13 protein-coding genes are annotated in these 18,144 nt (G+C 39.4%); 2 read left to right on the top strand and 11 right to left on the bottom strand.

The features are described 5' to 3' along the window. Window positions 1-168: 168 nt before the first annotated feature. The gene (gene astB / locus ACJJVZ_RS01055) at window positions 169-1,515 is read left to right on the top strand and encodes an N-succinylarginine dihydrolase (protein ID WP_193156878.1); all 1,347 of its coding nucleotides are present in this window, start codon (window positions 169-171) and stop codon (window positions 1,513-1,515) included. 518 nt (window positions 1,516-2,033) lie between these two features. On the opposite strand, the gene ACJJVZ_RS01050 is transcribed toward astB, so the two are convergent. Then, complete coding sequence (locus ACJJVZ_RS01050; protein ID WP_077535528.1) at window positions 2,034-2,402, bottom strand: PH domain-containing protein; 369 nt, start codon at window positions 2,400-2,402, stop codon at window positions 2,034-2,036. A gap of 459 nt (window positions 2,403-2,861) precedes the next feature. Next, on the bottom strand, window positions 2,862-3,284 hold the full coding sequence (locus ACJJVZ_RS01045) for a hypothetical protein (protein WP_405597379.1): 423 nt from the start codon (window positions 3,282-3,284) through the stop codon (window positions 2,862-2,864). A gap of 299 nt (window positions 3,285-3,583) precedes the next feature. Between ACJJVZ_RS01045 and ACJJVZ_RS01040 the strand changes: the two genes are divergently transcribed. After that, window positions 3,584-4,897 carry a M20/M25/M40 family metallo-hydrolase gene (locus tag ACJJVZ_RS01040; protein WP_405597376.1) on the top strand — a complete coding sequence of 438 codons (1,314 nt, stop codon included), beginning with the start codon at window positions 3,584-3,586 and terminating at the stop codon, window positions 4,895-4,897. A gap of 181 nt (window positions 4,898-5,078) precedes the next feature. Here the strand turns inward: ACJJVZ_RS01040 and ACJJVZ_RS01035 are convergent, their stop codons facing one another. The 9 genes from ACJJVZ_RS01035 to ACJJVZ_RS00995 form a co-directional block, all read right to left on the bottom strand. Beyond that, entirely contained in the window at window positions 5,079-5,876 is a 798-nt protein-coding gene (locus tag ACJJVZ_RS01035; RefSeq protein WP_405597373.1) for a response regulator, read from the bottom strand. Between the two features lie 316 nt (window positions 5,877-6,192). After that, window positions 6,193-6,828, bottom strand: coding sequence for a methyltransferase family protein (locus ACJJVZ_RS01030; RefSeq protein WP_405597370.1), 636 nt, complete (start codon window positions 6,826-6,828; stop codon window positions 6,193-6,195). Window positions 6,829-8,133: 1,305 nt separating this feature from the next. Further along, window positions 8,134-11,472, bottom strand: a complete 3,339-nt coding sequence (locus tag ACJJVZ_RS01025) for a type I restriction endonuclease subunit R (RefSeq protein WP_405597360.1) — start codon at window positions 11,470-11,472, stop codon at window positions 8,134-8,136. A gap of 51 nt (window positions 11,473-11,523) precedes the next feature. After that, window positions 11,524-13,071, bottom strand: coding sequence for a restriction endonuclease subunit S (locus ACJJVZ_RS01020; RefSeq protein ID WP_405597357.1), 1,548 nt, complete (start codon window positions 13,069-13,071; stop codon window positions 11,524-11,526). A gap of 86 nt (window positions 13,072-13,157) precedes the next feature. Continuing rightward, the gene (locus tag ACJJVZ_RS01015) at window positions 13,158-14,213 is read right to left on the bottom strand and encodes a YhcG family protein (protein WP_405597354.1); all 1,056 of its coding nucleotides are present in this window, start codon (window positions 14,211-14,213) and stop codon (window positions 13,158-13,160) included. After that, the gene (locus ACJJVZ_RS01010; RefSeq protein WP_405597351.1) at window positions 14,203-14,325 is read right to left on the bottom strand and encodes a hypothetical protein; all 123 of its coding nucleotides are present in this window, start codon (window positions 14,323-14,325) and stop codon (window positions 14,203-14,205) included. Before ACJJVZ_RS01010 ends, ACJJVZ_RS01015 begins: the two co-directional genes overlap by 11 nt. Next, window positions 14,315-15,781: an ATP-binding protein gene (locus ACJJVZ_RS01005; RefSeq protein ID WP_405597348.1), complete on the bottom strand. Its 1,467-nt coding sequence runs from the start codon at window positions 15,779-15,781 to the stop codon at window positions 14,315-14,317. Before ACJJVZ_RS01005 ends, ACJJVZ_RS01010 begins: the two co-directional genes overlap by 11 nt. Further along, on the bottom strand, window positions 15,771-16,364 hold the full coding sequence (locus ACJJVZ_RS01000) for a DUF1016 N-terminal domain-containing protein (RefSeq protein ID WP_405597345.1): 594 nt from the start codon (window positions 16,362-16,364) through the stop codon (window positions 15,771-15,773). The genes ACJJVZ_RS01005 and ACJJVZ_RS01000 overlap by 11 nt, the downstream gene beginning before the upstream one ends. Then, window positions 16,354-18,081, bottom strand: coding sequence for an N-6 DNA methylase (locus tag ACJJVZ_RS00995; RefSeq protein WP_405597343.1), 1,728 nt, complete (start codon window positions 18,079-18,081; stop codon window positions 16,354-16,356). The genes ACJJVZ_RS01000 and ACJJVZ_RS00995 overlap by 11 nt, the downstream gene beginning before the upstream one ends. Between the last annotated feature and the right edge of the window lie 63 nt (window positions 18,082-18,144).

The following is an 18,144-nucleotide window of genomic DNA, read 5'->3' as shown; positions in this document are numbered from 1 at the left end:
AGGCTAAGCTTTTGCGCATTATGAACCACCTAGTATAAAAACACCCCTCCTAAAAGCTCACATTTACAAACATCAAAAATTAATAAAAGCACTGCGTTTATAACTTTGCAAGCAGCCCAATTGCGTTGTATTGTGGCACTCTATTGAAAATTTTTAGTTGGAACGTGTATGCACGCTTTGGAAGTTAATTTTGATGGTTTAGTTGGTCCTACCCACAACTACGCTGGTTTATCGTATGGTAATGTTGCCTCGTTAAATAACGCAGCAAGCTTTTCAAATCCTCAAGAGGCAGTGCTTCAAGGCCTTGAAAAAATGAAAGCCATGCACGACAAAGGCCTAACCCAAGGTGTATTTGCACCCCATGCACGCCCCGACTTAAACGTACTGCGCCGCTTAGGCTTTACCGGTAATGATGCACAAGTAATTCATAAAGCGTTTAAAGCTGATCCTATTTTATTACGCGCGTGTTATTCAGCGTCAGCAATGTGGACAGCCAATGCTGCTACGGTATCGCCATCTCCCGATACAACCGACGGCAAAGTACATTTCACTTCAGCTAATTTAAATAATAAGTTTCATCGTTCATTAGAGCCTGCAACCACTACACGCTTATTAAAAGCGATGTTTAATAACGACAAATACTTTGCGCACCATACTCACTTACCCGACCAAGGCTTTTTTGGCGACGAAGGTGCAGCAAACCATACTCGTTTTTGTGACAGCCATGGCGAGCAAGGCCTTGAAATGTTTGTATTTGGTGCCAGCGCGTTTAACAGCCAATTACCAAAACCCGCTAAGTTTCCTGCAAGGCAAACGCTTGAAGCCTCAGAAGCAATTTGTCGCTTACATAACTTAAAAGATTCTAGCCAAATTTTATTACAGCAAAACCCAGATGTAATAGATCAAGGCGTATTTCACAACGATGTAATTGCAGTCGGTAACGCCAATGTACTACTGTGCCACCAACAAGCATTTTTAAATCAAGCACTGGCGCTACAAGACATTCGCGACGCGTATGTAGGCAGTAAAGAGTTTTACATTATTGAGGTACCAAGCGATAAAGTGAGTATTAACGATGCGGTAAGTAGTTACTTATTTAATAGCCAACTAGTGAGCCTTGATGATGGTTCAATGCTGTTAGTTGCACCACAAGAGTGTAAGCGCAACAGTGCTGTTAATGCCTACATTGAAGAAATGATTATGGCTGATAACCCAGTCAACCAAGTACAGTTTTTTGATTTACGCCAAAGTATGCAAAATGGCGGCGGCCCAGCTTGCTTGCGTTTACGTGTAGCCCTTAACGAGCAAGAACTTGCTGCAGTAAACCCAGAGGTTATTTTAACGGATACTAAATACACACAACTGTGTGACTGGGCAAAACGTAACTACCGCGACAAATTAGGCGCGAGTGACTTTGCAGACTCAGCCCTATTAACCGAAAGCTACCAAGCACTTGATGAACTTACACAGCTGCTTAATTTAGGTTCAGTGTACGACTTTCAACTAGAAGGCTAATACTAAAGCGAACAAAAACATAGCGGGCCAAACCTCGCTATGTTTATTTATACAGAGCTGCGTTGATCTTTGTGGGTTTAAATTGGTTCAATTCAGGAAGGTTTATTCACAGCCGAGGTTTATAAGCCCAGTAGACTTGGTTATACCAACCTGCTTATATATGGGGTCTATTTAACGTTAAGAAAATGACGCTAGAACTAGGCAAAAATTTTTGTATCTAGTTGTTCTAAAAGAAAAATTTTTAACGACGTTATAGTGCAATTTAATTCGTTAAATTGATCAAAGATTTATGCAGTTTGGTATTAATGCCCACTCGTTACTCTAATGACCTACACGCTTGTTGGCATTTCAGTGGATACGGATCCTATTTAAATGCTGAAAAACGCATACGCTTTATAATAAGTATACCTATCTAAACACTTTTAAAATGGCTGGGTTCATCGTTGATGGAATTTGCGGTGGAAGGTGAGCTTTAATACTTACTGCCCACCCCAGAGGTGTTGTTAGCTATAAATTGTCTACAACAAATGATTAGATATGGTTTTTGAAATTTCCAACATTGAAGACTTGCCAGTAAACTCAAACTTAACTTTACCAACAGCTGAAAAATATATCTCTAATTCAGAATCAAGGTCAAAAGTACCCGAGGTTTCAACCGAATAGGCTACAATATTTTTATAGGGTAAAGATGTAAAATCTTTTTTGCTTCCGGTAATACCTTGCACATTAACAGCGATGATTCTTTTATCTGTAAAAACCACTCCATCACGCATTGACTTGTATGAATCAATTATTTGCTCATCGTCTAAAAGTAAATCTTTTACTTTATCTGCGTAATCAGAATCCTGTTTAAGCTTAAAAAAACCTTTATTATCAAAATCTATCATTGAACATCCTTATATATCTAACGAGCCTGTAGATTAGCTCGTTTTAAAGTTATCTTTATTGATAAACAAACCATAGCCGAGTTCCTATTTTGGTTCAATCAGTTACTTCAATTTCACATGAAATATTAAAAGAGAATTTAGTGCTGTTTAATTTGTGTTTTGGAAGAGATTATAGGTATTTGAGTGACTTATTTGAGCGGGCGAAGACTTACCCGTATTGATGCATCGCTCTTCTCGTTATTTATTGATTATAAGTTAAGCTTATCATTTTGTTTAATTGACAGTTTCAGCAATAATTAGGACGGATGTCATCCTAATTATTTAAATGGTTGTTAAATTACGGTTGAACTAATAACAGCTGCACTTTTAACTGCTAAGTCTAAATAACGCTCTGCTTCTGATTGTGTGACAGCAAAATCAGGTAAGTGACTTGCTTTATTTCTGATTTGTCGCAATTGATTAATTAATTAATTCCAAACTATCAGATGAAAACTTACCAGATGCTGACAGGTGATCCAAAATCATTTTAGGATTAGTTCGTTTAATTGCTGTACCAGTCGAGAGTCCGCTTTTCAGTGCTGCAGTTTCAATTAATGTCCATGCTTCGACGACGGCTGCTCTTGGAGAAACATCAGCAATACGAAGTAATTGTTCTTTTTGACTTAAGTCAGTTTCAGATTCATTTACTTGAGGCTTGGCAATATTTTTAGCACTATTTTCAGCTTCACTTAGACTTTTTTCAAAGCTTGCTTCAACATTTTTGTATTTAAAAGATGATACCCGCCCCAATAACTGACGTACTTCAGCACGAAATATGTATGCAATCCAAATAACTGCAACAGGCCATGCTAATGCTTTAACTAGTTCTACGAAATGTTCCATATTTCCCTTAGTAAGCTAACAATTTAGTCTACGACATTTGTCGCTTTACAAACCGACAAATGTCCTTATATTACAATGACTTTATCCTAGCTATAAAATAAACACCTGTAAACACATAGTTAGCTTCGCCTTACCTTTACTAAATGTGGATACCCCCTGGTGAAGATCAGTAATATCAGGCAAATCATTGTTTAGTTGTACAGCTTGATTATTAGTTAAAAATCATAATCACCTTCTATTGAATCCTCTGTATTTTTACTTCATATTAAATACTCTTATTTCTCATTTATTATGCTGTTATGTCATTTTTAAAATTTAGCCATGCACTTATTCTCACACTTGCTAGTACCTTACCGCTTACAAGTCATGCTGCGCTTGATAAAAACGAGCGCGAAATAGTAAAACAGGTCGATAAAAACATTCCCCAAGCACTTAAAGAAATAGAGCAAGCCGTAAATATTAATAGCGGTTCGCTTAATATTGAAGGTGTAAAAAAAGTGGGCGCGCTGACAAGCGAGCAGCTGAAAGCCATTGGTTTTAAAGTAGAATGGCTTGATGGCAGTGCGTTTAACCGCGCAGGTCATGTATTAGCAACCCATGAAAGTAAAAACCCCGATGCAATAAAAATACTGATGATCGGCCATCTAGATACGGTATTTGCTAAAAACGATAACTTTACTACCTACAAACAGCTTGATGAAAACACCGTAAGTGGCCCAGGCGTTGCTGATATGAAAGGCGGCAACACGATAATAATTACTGCACTTAAAAGCTTACAAGCCCTTAATTTGCTCGAAAATGTAAGCATAAAAGTATTACTGACTGGCGATGAGGAAAGCAGCGGCCGCCCATTTAGCTTATCTAAACAAGCTATTGTTGATGCTGCAATTTGGGCTGATGTAGCGCTTGGCTATGAAAATGGCGATAACAACATTAAAACCGCTATGGCGGCGCGCCGTGGTTATACTGGTTGGACGCTAAACGTAACGGCAAATGCGGCGCATTCTTCGCAAATATTTAGCGAAAACGTTGGTTATGGCGCTATTTACGAAGCATCACGCATTTTAAATGACTTTAGAGAGCAACTTGCCACGCAACCTAATTTAACGTTTAACCCGGGGCTTATTGTGGGCGGTACAAATGCCGATTACGACAGTGCTAACTCGTCAGCAACGGCGTTTGGTAAAAGTAATGTAATAGCACAAACCGTGCATGTAGCAGGTGATTTACGCGCACTTTCACCAAAGCAGGTTGAAAATGCTAAAAGAGCCATGCTACAAATTGTGGTTAAAAACTTAAGTGGCAGTAAAGCAGAGCTTATTTTTGAAGACGGTTATCCGCCAATGGCATTAACTGATGGTAATAAAAAGCTATTAGAATTATACAGCGACGCAAGCCATGATTTAGGTTACAACAAAGTAGTGGCAGCTAATCCACGTAATGCAGGCGCGGCAGATATTTCATTTGCCGCAAATCATGTTGATATGGCACTAGATGGTTTAGGTTTAATGGGCAGCGGCGCGCATACTAAAAACGAAACAGCCGATTTAACCAGCCTTGATAAAAACATTAAAAAAACCGCATTACTTATTTATAGATTAGGTCAGTTATAAAGTTGAATCGGTCAAACTCTCATAATAATTAAGTAAATAAGCTTTTGTTTTATCTCAGTAATTCCAATTTATCAAAAACAGCAATATTGAAGTTAGGAAAGACTTAATACAGGCACTAAGCACATACCTTTTGGTATGCGCTTAGCTAAAATCAGCCCATCAACATTTAACTAAAAAACGCTTAAGACATTATTTTAAATAGTAGCTCTCTTACTGTTGCAGGCTCGAAAGGTTTATCGCAAATAGCATCAACGCCTGCCTGCGCTATATTCGCTAGGTGAGTATCGTTTGCTTCTGAGCTCACCATTAAAATAGGAATGTGCGAATAGGTGTTGGAACCCCTTACAGTTTCGGTCAGCTCTTTGCCATCCATTTCTGGCATATTATAATCGGTAACAATTAAGTCAAATGATTGTGAGTTTAGGTGCTCTATCGCTTGTTTACCATCTTCAGCTTCTACTGGTGCAGGGATCCCCATGCCAGCAAGTACACGAATAATATGCTTACGTGCAAAACGGCTGTCGTCAACAACCAGTACTCGCAATAAAGTTATATCAAAGTGCTCAAGCTCTACTTCTTCTTCGGTAATAATGTCTAAAGTGGCTTTTAGCGCGCGTGTAATAGCCTCGGCGCTAAATGGCTTAGGTAAAATAGCGAGTACACCCGACTGCCTTAATTGTTCAAGATACTTTTTATTACGCTCGCTCGACACCAACATAAATGCTTGGTGTTCTGTACGTGGGGTAGATCTTATTTGCTGTAATAACGTGTCTGCAGTGCCATCAGCAAAATACATACTGCTAATAACTAAATCAGGTTGGTACTTTTCAAGCATTGTTAAAGCTTGAAGTTGTGTCGCCGCTGTTTCAACTTGTTTTACACCACATTGAGTTAGTGATTTTATTATAAGCTTTTGCTGCACATCTGAAGGCTCTACTAATAATATTGATAAATTGGCTATTGCGGTTAAATCACTCATTTATATCTCTTCAGTGTTATTGTATTTTATAAAGCGGTTGCTTTTATTCACTAATATTATAGAACAACTCTGCATTATTAAAGGAGAAAAATTTTACATAATTGTAATAAACTAATATTTACGCCTCAACCGCTAATTTGTACTATTTTATAAAGTAGCGTATAAAACGCAGACTAATTGTTAATAAAGTACACCAAATTAGCCATACCAATTCCTTAATAAACTGGTCTATGATGAAGGAAATAAACCGTGTGACAACAAGGCAAAATTTTATCATTTAGCCCCTAAAACAATCTTATTTTAATAAAATGGGGATCTATAGCCAGCGAGGAACAAGCTGCTTATACTTTTGATATGACTCTGTAAACGATTTTTCTAAATGCGCTTCTTCTACCATTATTTGCCTATACAATGCGGTTAACCCTACTAGCAAGCAAACTAAACTAAATAAGCAAGGGAGCGCTAAAAAAAAGCCAATTTGTGCAGCAGCAACACCTAAGTACATTGGATTTCGAGAATACTCATAAAGCCCCGTCGTTTTAAGCTCTTTTGGTCCATTTGGATCAATTCCTGAGCGCCAAAGTGATGCCATATCAAAATGTACGAACATACTTAATGCGAAACCTGCGCTTAGTAATACATTACCAAACATAACGCCAGGCCAACCATTTAGAGGGGAAAATAATAGTAAATAATCATCCAACTCTGGAATAAATAGCCTAACAACACACACTAACCAAATAGCAGCTCTAAAAAACTTAAATGCCATATGGTTCCACCAACTAGAGCAAAATTGTTTGCCTGGAAAAATGACGCCAGAAGGTGTAGTTCGGTTTTTATAAATAATTCTGTATGTATAAAAAGCAGCTACAAATGTATAAAAGATAGCAAGATAAATACGTGTGAATTCAATGAGTGATGTGGAGTCATCTATAAAAAGTTGATAATTCATTCAGAACAGCCCAGTGCCTTAATCGCAATACTAAGATAATAAATTCATCTTAGTATTCATACCGTTAATTAACAAGTAAAGTAAGCGAGATGAACATAAATATGACAATTTATGTAATTTATCAAGCGATGCCCGCAGCGGAGTATAGTAAAAACCCTGTCACATTGCTGTATCGGTTTTTTTAAATTTGAAATTGGTACGAAAGCCACAGTGCCAATGATGCGCTATCATTGGCTAGGCTTGTCTTCGAGCTTTTTCAGTTCGAGTGTATATCATTCAAACCTCACTTTTCTGCAGACGTAAAAAAGCCCGAATCGTTAGATTCGGGCTCTCTACAATTTGAAGCCTGTGTTTTGTTTCACTACTGAGTTCAGCATGGGTTCTTGGCTATTTATTAAATCCCAGATAGCAAAAAACCCGTTACATTACTGTAACGGGTTTCTTTAATTTGAAGCCTTGTGATGTCGTAGTGCCTATCTTCAATTAAAAAGTTTTATGTCTTTCGACAGCTCAATGAATTCTGAATTTATTTTAATATCTTTCGATATTGAATTGACTGTGCCGAAGCAACTTATAAATAAGTTACTTCTGTTGGTCACTCAGCTTTCAATTGAGACTCTAATTTGTTTGCCTTACTTAGCGAACTAAGCTTGGCTGTTAGAACTCAATCTGTACGAGTGCCCACACAGATGATTGCTTTATATTGTTAAAGAACGTTTTGAGTCGCTTTAGCGTCTCAAGGGATGCGAATAATACACCCTTTATTTTTCGAGTCAACACTTTGTTTTAAATAGCTTTAAACTTTCTTTCAACAATTTAAAACCGAAGTTTTATTTAACTCTCTGAGTCGTTGCTGCCTCGCTATGCTTCAGCCTTTCCCGTCTCAGTGGGGGCGCATTATAAGGAGATTCGAGCGGGGGTCAATGCTTTATTTTAACTTTTTAAAAATAATATTAATTTAGTACAAAAACCATACAAATAAAGGGTTACAGGGGCTAAGTTGACTATTAAATAAACAAATCAAGTGTATTTAGAGTTTAGCTTGTCGCCGTCTATAGTGAGATAAGCCCTATTTAGGGCTGTTAGATAAATACTGCTGCGCTCGTTTTAGTTTTTAACTATATACACTATTAATGTGTTACTAAAAAACACGTTTTAAAGATCAGCAGCTTTCATCTAACTTTAACGCACTTGTGTGCCCGCTCGTCTAAATTTTCATAATACGAGGGCTCTGGTTTTATACATTTAACAAGACAGACGCCTATGCAAGTCGGTTTAGCATAATGACCACAACACTTGGCTAATTTACCCCTCTTTATTCGCTTTTACATTTTGCGCTTGTTCAAAAATTTCTTTGTACACTTCGTCGTGGCTTATTGGTGGGTACTTAAATTTAGCCAGTATTAAAATAAGCTCTACTCTTAGGGATGATTTAATATCTTCGCGGTGGTTCCAATCAACAAATTTAACTTTGTCGTCCACTATCACTTTTACCGCTTGGGCAAGCTCAATGAGCTTATCTTCGGGGTAGTCAAAGTCGTATTTAATTGCGAGTGCTTTTAACGCGTCGTAAAAGCCTTTTTCTTCTATATCAATGCCTAGCTCGTCTCCGGCGTTCATTTCGTCGCGTACGCTGTAAATCATATTAACCATAGTATCTGAAAACTCATCAAGTACGTTACTTACCAATATGTCATCATCTTTTCGCTCGTTATAGCGCTGTACCAGCGATTCAAAGCGTTTAGTAAAATCGATACCTTGGGTTTGGTTTACTTTTTTAAGCTCGCCTATGGCTTTAGCTAACATTTGTTGCAGTATTTTAATTTTGGTATTGGGGAGTTTTATTTTTTCTATTTTGGCGATGTAGTCATCATTAAAAATATCAATTTCGCCACCGTCTTCATTGCCGAGTTTAAATACTTCTTCAACGCCGTCGCTTTGTAGGGCTTCGGCTATCATTTCACGTACTTTGGCGTTCATTTGCGCGGTATCGGGCGCTTCGCCTTTGGTTAGCTTGTAAATAATAGAGCGAATGGCGAGGTAAAAGTGAATGTGGTTACGCTCGTTTTCGTTAATTTTTTCACTACCACAACATATATCGTAAGCGGCTTTTAAACGCTTAACTAGATCCATAAAGCGTTTTCGGCGCTTTTCGGTAATTAGCGCAAACTCGGCGGCGTGGTTTAAGCTATTTAGCTGCGTAACTGCTTCGCCTGTAAAGTAAGGGCTGCTGTCAAATTTATGAAATAACTCGGCAAGTAATGCTAGGTGGTTTTTTACTTCTATAACCGACGCGGTAATGTCTTCAAAGTTGGTTTCGTCTGTTTTTGAATACTGCGCTAACGCTTTATTCATTTCAGATTTAATACCAATGTAATCGACTACCAAGCCTTTATTTTTACCTTCAAACTGGCGATTAACCCGCGAAATAGTCTGTATTAAGCTGTGCTTTTGCAGTGGCTTGTCTATGTACATGGTGTCTAAAAATGGCACGTCAAAACCGGTTAGCCACATGTCTACCACTATGGCTATTTTGAAGTTCGAATGTTTGTTTTTAAATTGCTTATCAAGCTCTTTACGCTCGTCTTTACTGCCCAGTAAATTATACAAGCGTGCGACGTCGTCTTTGCCACGGGTCATCACCATTTTTACTTTTTCAGAAGGGGCTGCAATACGGCCTTCGCTAATAGCGCGCTTTCGCTCGGTATCCGATAAGTTTTGCGCGTTATCCTTCTCGTTTAAAGAGTCTACAACCTCAAACCAATCTGGGCGTAGTTCTTCTAATTCTTGATACAACTGATAAGCAATGCCACGCGAGCTACACACAAACATTGCCTTACCTGCAACCGTTGAGCATTCTTCAACACGTTTTTCGTAGTGCTGTACAAAATCTTTTGCTAACACTTTAATACGGTCTGGGTCGCCTAAAATGCTATTCATGTTGGCGGTGGCTTTTTTGCTGTCTTCTATTTGCAGCTCATTACTGCCTGCGTCGGCGCATTCTTTGTAATAAGCTTCAATTTCGGCCAGCTTACTGTTGTTTAAACACACTTTAGCCGCGCGGCCTTCGTAAACTATGCGCACGGTTATTTCATCTTTGACCGATTCGGTCATAGTATACGAGTCAACCACTTCACCAAACACATCCAGCGTGGCATCGACTGGCGTGCCGGTAAAACCAACGTAAGTAGCGTTTGGCAGTGAGTCGTGCAGGTATTTAGCAAAACCAAAGGTCTTTTTCACGCCTTTTTCGGTAATGGTAATTTTTTGATCAAGGTTAACTTGGCTACGATGCGCCTCATCAGAAATACAAATAACGTTAGTGCGATCAGTTAATAACTGGGTGTCTTCGGTAAATTTATGAATAGTGGTTAAAAACACACCGCCACTGTTACGCCCTGTAAGTAACTCACGCAAGTGAGTACGGCTGGTGACTGTTTTAACTGTGTCGTCGCCAATGTAGGTTTTTGCATTACCAAATTGCTGCGAGAGTTGATCGTCTAAATCGGTTCGGTCGGTAATTAAAATAATGGTGGGGCTTTTAAGTTCAATGCTTTTCATCAGCAAGCGTGTTAAAAATTGCATGGTGTAACTTTTACCGCAACCCGTTGCACCAAAGTACGTACCGCCTTTACCATCGCCTATTGGCTTTAAATGAAGTTTTATATTTTCGAACAACTTATTAGCCGCGTAATATTGCGGATAACGCGGCACAATTTTTATCTCTTTTTTACCGGCGTTTTTATTATCAGAATCAGGGAAGAATATAAAGTTGCGCATTACATCGCGCAAACGCGCTTTATCAAACAAGCCCTGCAATAAGGTATGTAATGAGTTTATACCCTCTTGCGCGGTGAGCTCTTGCCCCGTTACTTTGCCCCACGAGTAAAAAAACTGATAAGGCGCAAATAAGTTACCCATTTTGTTGTTAACGCCATCGCTTATAACGCACAAGGTATTAAATACAAATAACTGCGGAATAGCGCGTCTGTAGCGCACCGTTAACTGCTCAAACGCTTCAAAAATAGGGGCTTGCTCGCGTATCGCGCTTTTAAATTCAAACACCACCAGCGGCAAACCATTCACATATAAAATGCCATCGGGAATGCGCAGTTCAACGTTGTCGTAGCTTGTGGGGCTTTCGATTTCTAACTGGGTAACAAAGCGATAAATATTGCCGTCTTGCAGGTAGGTAACGCTCGCTTCATTCACATTATCTAAAGCAGCTTGTGCCATCGCACTGCCTGCTATTAGGCTACTTTTAATACCTTGCTCAACGTTGTCGTAATCTAGCAGCTGAATATACAAATCTTTTTGTGCCGCGCTGCCTGCCACCATTCCACGCTCGCGTGTAAGTACTTCCCTTTTAAGTAAAAATCCATCACTGAGCCAATTACAAAAGGTTTTATTGCTTTCGTATAAATCACTGGCAGGCAGCTTTTCAAGCTTTGCAATTATTGAGTCTACTTCACCGGTGGTAATATTATTTTTAGCGTAGCGTTTAGTTAAAAAAGCACGGAGGTCGTCTTTAATTAATACGTCGCTATTATTACGGCTCAGCTCACCACCTAATAAATGCGGGTAGCCTTGCTCGCCTAATAACTCAACCACTGCTTGTTCTAATTTGGCTTCAGTAAATTTCATTAAACATCCTTATTCTTGTTATTTTAAATGGTTAAGTGCTTAGCCTATATATTAATATACTGTTTCATCGTCGGTGGCTACATCAGGTATTTGTAATTCGCCAGAGATGAGTTTGGGTAACAGAGTGTCACGGAGTTTAATAAGCTCTACGTTTTGCCGATTGTTCATTAATATTTTATCAAATAATGAGGTTACAGCTTTACCAAATTCTTTAGTTAGTTTATCACCTGAGAATGGTAGTAAAATAGATTTAAACGTTTCACGAGTTATAGTATTAAAAACTGATCCATGACCTCTTTTCTGTAGGTCAGAAACTTGGTGCCTCGTAAGGTAGTATATAAATTCATCCGATATATTATTAATGCCATTAATACCATAACAGGACTGATTCATAGCCATAGGTGTACCTACAAATGCACATTTCCCAACGGTTCCTCGTGCGCTTATGATGGTAGTACCGACGCGAAGTATTTTTGTGGATGATTTATCTACACCTAACTGCGTAACATGCTTTTCCGTATCAACAACAAATACATCGCTATCTTGAGGTGCATCAACTACCGAAAACCAAGGAATGTCACCGTTCCAATACTCTTCAACACTCGTTTTAGGTGTGCCTCCACCAATTAATATAATTAATGACTCTAGAGGAAGTACTTCCCAGCCCTTTGGTATCCAGCCTAGTTGTTCGTTGTGTTCGAACTCATTGGGGAAGTGGGCGTCGGTGTTGGCGTGTTGGGCTAATATGTTAGGGTTGGCGTTAAGGTTTGCTTTAACGGGTGTTTCAGCGGCTTTTTCTGATACTTGCTCTGCTGCTTGTGTTGCTTCTTTTGTTGGTAGCTGTGCTTGTAACTCGTGAGCGAGCGCACTGAGTGAGGTTTTTATTTCGGCCGCATTTTCTAAACTGTTCAGTGCCACTAGGCGGCGCTGTGCTTTTTGTTTTAGCTCGTCAGGCAGACTAGTTTCAAGGTTTTCTAAGTTAAAATCAACGCTCGCAAGTAGATTGTCGAACACCGGATCAAAATCAACAAACCAACTTTTGAACAACGCCTGCGCCATTTGTTCTAAGGTTTGGTTGGTTTTTTTGTTTAGCTGTATTTTATCATCTAAACTACTTAGGATATTAACACTATACCTTTGATGCTCCATTGGAGGTATATCAATTGGTAATTGAGAGAGGGCTTTACCTGTTAAATGTTTTATTGTAGTCCCAGTGAAAAAAGGATCTAATCTTCCAGCTCTTCCTGCATTAAGGAACCAATAAAACAGATATTTAGAATCTAATTCATTAAACGGTCGAATTCGATGAAGCGCCTTTTGAATCATCATTGTTGGAACGTCCTCTTCCCAAATAGCACATCGCCCAGGTTCACCACCCTCACAAACTATAAGGTCTCCTTTTTTCAAACTATAACGATTCAATTCATGAGGCTCGAACTTCATTTCTGACAAATTATCTAATTCAAAATATCCCCATCTAACATTACTATTACCAAGATATGGCTGATAGTCACCCTTGTTTTTCTTTTTATCGAGCATTTTACCTAAACAAGAAGAGACATAATCTCCTAATTTCCCTGACTTCCAATCACTCCCCATATCCCAGCGCCTCCAAATTTTTACAGTTCGCTTTATCAAGCTCATCGCTTTGCTTCATTTGGCTATCAACAACACACCCAATTTGTTTATTCATTATCTTGGCCTTTAACTTGCTGGTTAAGCAACTGCGCTTGCACACGTTCGCGCTCTTTTTGGAGTTCTATGCGCAGCTCTTCTTCACTGGGTAGATGGGCTAAATATTTTGCGGCAAAGAGTTGTTTTTGGTCGCTCAGTACAGAGTATTTAACAACGGCTTCGCTTTTTTCACTGCATATAACTAAACCTATGGTGGGGTTATCGTCGCTGCTGGTGTATCGATCATCGTACAAGCGAATGTAGGTATCCATTTGGCCTATATCTTGGTGCTTGAGTTTGCCAATTTTTAAGTCGAGCAATAAAAAACACTTGAGTTTAAAATTATAAAAAACGAGGTCGATATAAAAGTCTTCATCATCAAAACGGATGCGTTTTTGGCGTTCTACAAAAGCAAAGCCTTTACCAAGCTCTAATAAAAATTGTTGTAAGTTATTTATAATGCCTTGCTCTAGATCGTTTTCTTGATAGCTTTTATCTTGCAGGTTTAAAAAATCTAAAATGTAGGGGTCGCGCAGGTAGTCTTTTGCGGACTCTGCCAATACTTGTGTGTTTTGTTGGGCTTCTTGCTCTACGGGTTGTTTGTTTTTACTTGAGAGCAAACGCTCGTAGTAAAGCGTACCAATTTGGCGTTCTAAGGCGCGTACACTCCAGTTTTGTTGACTGGCCTCTTGCATATACCATAAGCGTGCATTTTCATTTTCAATGCGGATAAGCGTTGAATAATGCGACCAACTCAATTTGGCAGACACTGTCTGCCATTTTGAAAAGGCTAAGTAAAAACTGCGCATATTGCGTAAGTTTCGACTTGAATATCCCTTACCAAATTGTGCGGTTAATTGTGTTGAGAGCAACGCAAGTTGTGTTTTTCCATATTCAGCTCGTGTCGCTCCTTGCTGCTCTTGTTCAACAATTAACCGTCCAATTTGCCAATAGGCGTTCACCATAGCGTGATTAACGGCTTGTTTAACCTGTTTACGCGCTTGCTCGATAACCTGTTTAATTTCTATTAATATGGCGGGGTTATCTAATGCGTTACTATTTTCCATAACCCAGTGCCTCTAAGTTTTGTCGAATAGCGTTGTCTAGCTCATCGCTTTGGTTCATTTCGCTATAAAAGCGTTGGCTAAGTGCGAATTGTTTATATTTATTATTTTTCATTGTTTAACACCTGCCAATATCCGTCTTTGTTTGCGCCGATCCGCTTGATTACGTTATGGTCTTTTAACCACTTAATATGACGTTCAACCGTTGCCGTGCCCACTTTAAGCTGCTTAGCAAATACTTTTGTAGACAACGAAGGCGAGTGCTTAATGCACGTTAACAATGGCTGAATATTTTTGGGAATAATAGTTTGATGGTTTATTCCATCATTTATTCCATCATTTATTCCATCATTTATTCCATCATTTATTCCATCATTTATTCCATCATTTATTCCATCAGTCGTTACTACTGCTTCATTACTGTCGCGTATTTTTCTTGGAAACTCCCAATCGGTAAAATCACCTGACTCAGAGAATACAGGTAAACCGATGTTTGCCTTGATGCAATACTCTTTTATTCTTTGTATACCGCTGCCCCATTGCTCAACTAAATCCAGCTCCTTAAACACTCTTGCAATCACCGTATTACGAATTTCAGAACGCCCTTTTAACGCATCAAACATAGTTAACCCATGTGGTAAACCGCCTGGCGATACAATATTAAGAATATCATCGTAAATACCTATTTTTATATCTCGTCCAAAATTGCTGTAATCTCGATGCATTACCGCATTGAGTAATGCTTCTCGAATTGCTGGGATTGGTATTTCAAAGGTATCGGTGCGTTGCAGCCCCAGTACCTCTGCGCGTAAATGAAGATGGTTTTTTATAAATAGCTCTGCGTTTTCTATTTGCTGAAATAGATCACCCGTGTACTCTTTTTTATCTAAAAAGATAGACATGGTAGTGCCTTTAAATCGGCTACATTTTATTTCTACATGCTCATAAAAGCCCAGTAAAATTAGCAAGCCATGTGTGGGGTAAAGCGTATTATTATCGTTTTTTACTAGTTTTAAGCTTAATAATTTTTCTGGCGTTAATGGTTTATCATGCGCTGCAAAACGCTGTTGAAGTGGCGTTAAATCAAGGGTTGATAAATCCACTTCATAGTTAATAAGTGAATCAAAGCTAATATGATTTCGCTGACGTTCAAGCTCTATCACTTGCGCCTGACTGACTACGCGATTAGTCGCACCAATACGTTGATAACAACCCAACTCTTTGCCCTTACTCTTTAAATAATAAGGGAGTAATGCTCCGCGCTGCACTTCTATCACTAATAACTCAATCCCGTTAATATTCTCTATATAAATATTAGGTAATAGCGTAGGTGCAACCAGTTCATGCATTGTTGAGCTAATTTTATCCATTAATTCAAATAGGTCAAAATGTTGCAAGCCTATCAGTGTTCTATTATCAGAAACGCCTATAACCAGCTTTCCACCCGCAGAGTTGGCAAACGAGATAATGCTTTTAACCCACTCTTTACTGGTTGGCAATTGCACTTTCAATTCTAAATTTTTGCTTTCACCTTTTTCTATTTCAAGCAATAAAGGGTGTTTATTTTCCATTGCATCGCTCTCCATGATTCTGCGTTTCCACGATTTTGGGGATCACTTTACAAAGCTCTAATAAAAACTGTTGTAGGGTATTTATAATACTTTGCTCTACGGGTTGTTTGTTTTTACTTGAGAGTAAACGTTCGTAGTAAAGTGTACCAATTTGGCGTTCTAACGCGCGTGCCGACCAATTTTGTAAAATTGCTTCATCTCTATACCAGTTGCGTGCAGTTGCATTATCCACCCGTAATAGTACACGATAATGCGTCCAGCTTAATTCGAGACGCACTGCGTCTCGTTTTTCAAAGGCGAGATAAAAGCGGCGCATATTACGCAGGTTGGTTATGTCAAATCCTCTGCCATAGTCTGTGCTGAGTTGCTGCGATAAACGTTTTAATGTTGCTTTGCCGTAGGCTGCGCGTGTTTCACCGCCTTGTTCATCCTCTACAATTAAGCGCCCTATTTGCCAATACGCTTGTAGCATGGCGGTATTAACAGTTTGTTTAACTTGCCCACGGGCTTGCTCAACAATGCGGCGAATATCAACTAATAAGAGCTCGTTTTGAGTCGATGGCTGTTCTTCACTATGAGTCATTACGTTTTGCTCCATCACGCTCTTCACCATAGCCTAAGGCCTGCAAGTTTTTACGAATGGCGTTATCAAGTTCATCGGCTTGATTCATTTGGCCATAAAGAGTTTGGCTAAGTTCGCTCATTTTAGTTTCGAACGGGATGCCATCGTCGATAATATCGGCCGCGCCTACATAGCGCCCTGGAGTAAGTACATAGTCGTTCGCTTTTATATCGCTAAGGGTGGCTGATTTACAGTAACCGGCAACATCTTCGTATTCTTGCTCTTTATTTTCGCTTTGCTCTTTTTGTGCGCTTTGCTCTTTATCTGCGCTTTCTGGCTTCGCAGTTTCAGTGGTTAGCTCTTCGCCGCGCCAAATATGGTAGGTTTGGGTTATTTTTGCAATGTCGTCGTTGGTGAGTTCTTTTAAGGTACGGTTAACCATAGCGCCCATTTCGCGGGCGTCTATAAATAGCGTTTCGCCTTGGCGGTCACGGCGCTTTAGTAGGCCTTTTTCGTTATTACCGCGTTTATCTTTACTGATAAACCATAAACACACCGGAATTTGTGTGGTGTAAAACAACTGCCCTGGTAGGGCTATCATACAATCGACTAAATCATTTTCGATTATTTTTTGGCGAATATCGCCCTCGCCACTGGTGTTAGAGCTCATTGAGCCGTTAGCCAATACAAAACCTGCGGTGCCATGTTCGCTGAGTTTTGAGATCATATGCATGATCCACGCATAGTTGGCATTACCGGTAGGCGGTGTTGGGTAACCGGCCCAGCGGGCATCGTCAACTAATTCGTTATCGGCGCGCCACTGTTTTTGGTTAAACGGTGGGTTTGCCATTATGTAATCGGCTTTTAGGTCGGGGTGTTGATCTTTAAAAAAAGTGTCGCCGGCTACATCGCCTAAATTGCCCGAAATACCGCGCACGGCGAGGTTCATTTTAGCCAGTTTATAGGTGGTGTTAGTGTATTCTTGCCCATAAATAGACACATTTTTTTGATTGCCGTTATGGCTATTAATAAACTTAAGCGATTGCACAAACATACCGCCCGAGCCACAACAGGGGTCGTAAATTTTACCTTCAAATGGTTCAATCATATCGGCGATAAGGGTAACGATTGATTTTGGGGTGTAGAACTCGCCCCCGCCTTTACCTTCAGATGCAGCAAATTTACCTAAAAAGTATTCGTACACACGGCCAACTAAGTCTTCTTCTGTTTTTTCGTTTTGGTTGGCGATGGTGTCGATATTATTAATGGTATCGATTAACGCTGAAAGCTTACTGGCATCAAGCCCTAAGCGTGAAAAGTAGTTATCGGGCAATGCGCCCGCGAGTGATTTATTGTTTTTTTCAACGCCGTGCAGGGCGGTATCTATTTTTACAGCGATATCGCCTTGCTTGGCGTTGGCTTGAATGTATGACCAGCGGGCGTCTTCTGGTAGGTAAAACACGTTATCCATTGCGTAAAAGTCGACCATGTCGATGTATTCATCGCCGTGCTCAGCAATAATGGCTTTTTGACGTACTTCAAACTTGTCACTAATAAATTTAAGAAAGATTAAGCTTAAAACAATGTGCTTATATTCGGCTGATTCAACACTGCCACGTAGTTTATTGGCGGCATCCCAAAGCGATTCTTCAAACCCGACTTGTGCTTGTTTTGTGGTTTTTTTAGCAACTTTTTTAGTAGCGGGCTTTGTGGCGGTTTTTTTAGGTGCGGTTTCCATAGCTATCTCAGACCAGAATATCAATACAAATTATTGAGTTATCATACCGTAAAGAGCGCGAAT

Source organism: Pseudoalteromonas sp. Ld19, assembly GCF_045064135.1.
Taxonomy (GTDB): Bacteria; Pseudomonadota; Gammaproteobacteria; order Enterobacterales; family Alteromonadaceae; genus Pseudoalteromonas; species Pseudoalteromonas aliena.
Note: the sequence above shows the minus strand (reverse complement) of the source record. Positions and strands in the feature narration are given on the sequence as shown.

Bases quoted from the DNA above. Each gene is read 5' to 3' on its own strand.
- astB (WP_193156878.1), top strand. From the start codon at position 169: ATGCACGCTTTGGAAGTTAATTTTGATGGTTTAGTTGGTCCTACCCAC.
- ACJJVZ_RS01020 (WP_405597357.1), bottom strand. From the start codon at position 13,071: ATGGGGAGTGATTGGAAGTCAGGGAAATTAGGAGATTATGTCTCTTCT.
- ACJJVZ_RS01025 (WP_405597360.1), bottom strand. From the start codon at position 11,472: ATGAAATTTACTGAAGCCAAATTAGAACAAGCAGTGGTTGAGTTATTA.
- ACJJVZ_RS01040 (WP_405597376.1), top strand. From the start codon at position 3,584: ATGTCATTTTTAAAATTTAGCCATGCACTTATTCTCACACTTGCTAGT.
- ACJJVZ_RS01015 (WP_405597354.1), bottom strand. From the start codon at position 14,213: ATGGAAAATAGTAACGCATTAGATAACCCCGCCATATTAATAGAAATT.
- ACJJVZ_RS01000 (WP_405597345.1), bottom strand. From the start codon at position 16,364: ATGACTCATAGTGAAGAACAGCCATCGACTCAAAACGAGCTCTTATTA.
- ACJJVZ_RS01045 (WP_405597379.1), bottom strand. From the start codon at position 3,284: ATGGAACATTTCGTAGAACTAGTTAAAGCATTAGCATGGCCTGTTGCA.
- ACJJVZ_RS01010 (WP_405597351.1), bottom strand. From the start codon at position 14,325: ATGAAAAATAATAAATATAAACAATTCGCACTTAGCCAACGCTTTTAT.
- ACJJVZ_RS00995 (WP_405597343.1), bottom strand. From the start codon at position 18,081: ATGGAAACCGCACCTAAAAAAACCGCCACAAAGCCCGCTACTAAAAAA.
- ACJJVZ_RS01050 (WP_077535528.1), bottom strand. From the start codon at position 2,402: ATGATAGATTTTGATAATAAAGGTTTTTTTAAGCTTAAACAGGATTCT.
- ACJJVZ_RS01005 (WP_405597348.1), bottom strand. From the start codon at position 15,781: ATGGAAAATAAACACCCTTTATTGCTTGAAATAGAAAAAGGTGAAAGC.
- ACJJVZ_RS01030 (WP_405597370.1), bottom strand. From the start codon at position 6,828: ATGAATTATCAACTTTTTATAGATGACTCCACATCACTCATTGAATTC.
- ACJJVZ_RS01035 (WP_405597373.1), bottom strand. From the start codon at position 5,876: ATGAGTGATTTAACCGCAATAGCCAATTTATCAATATTATTAGTAGAG.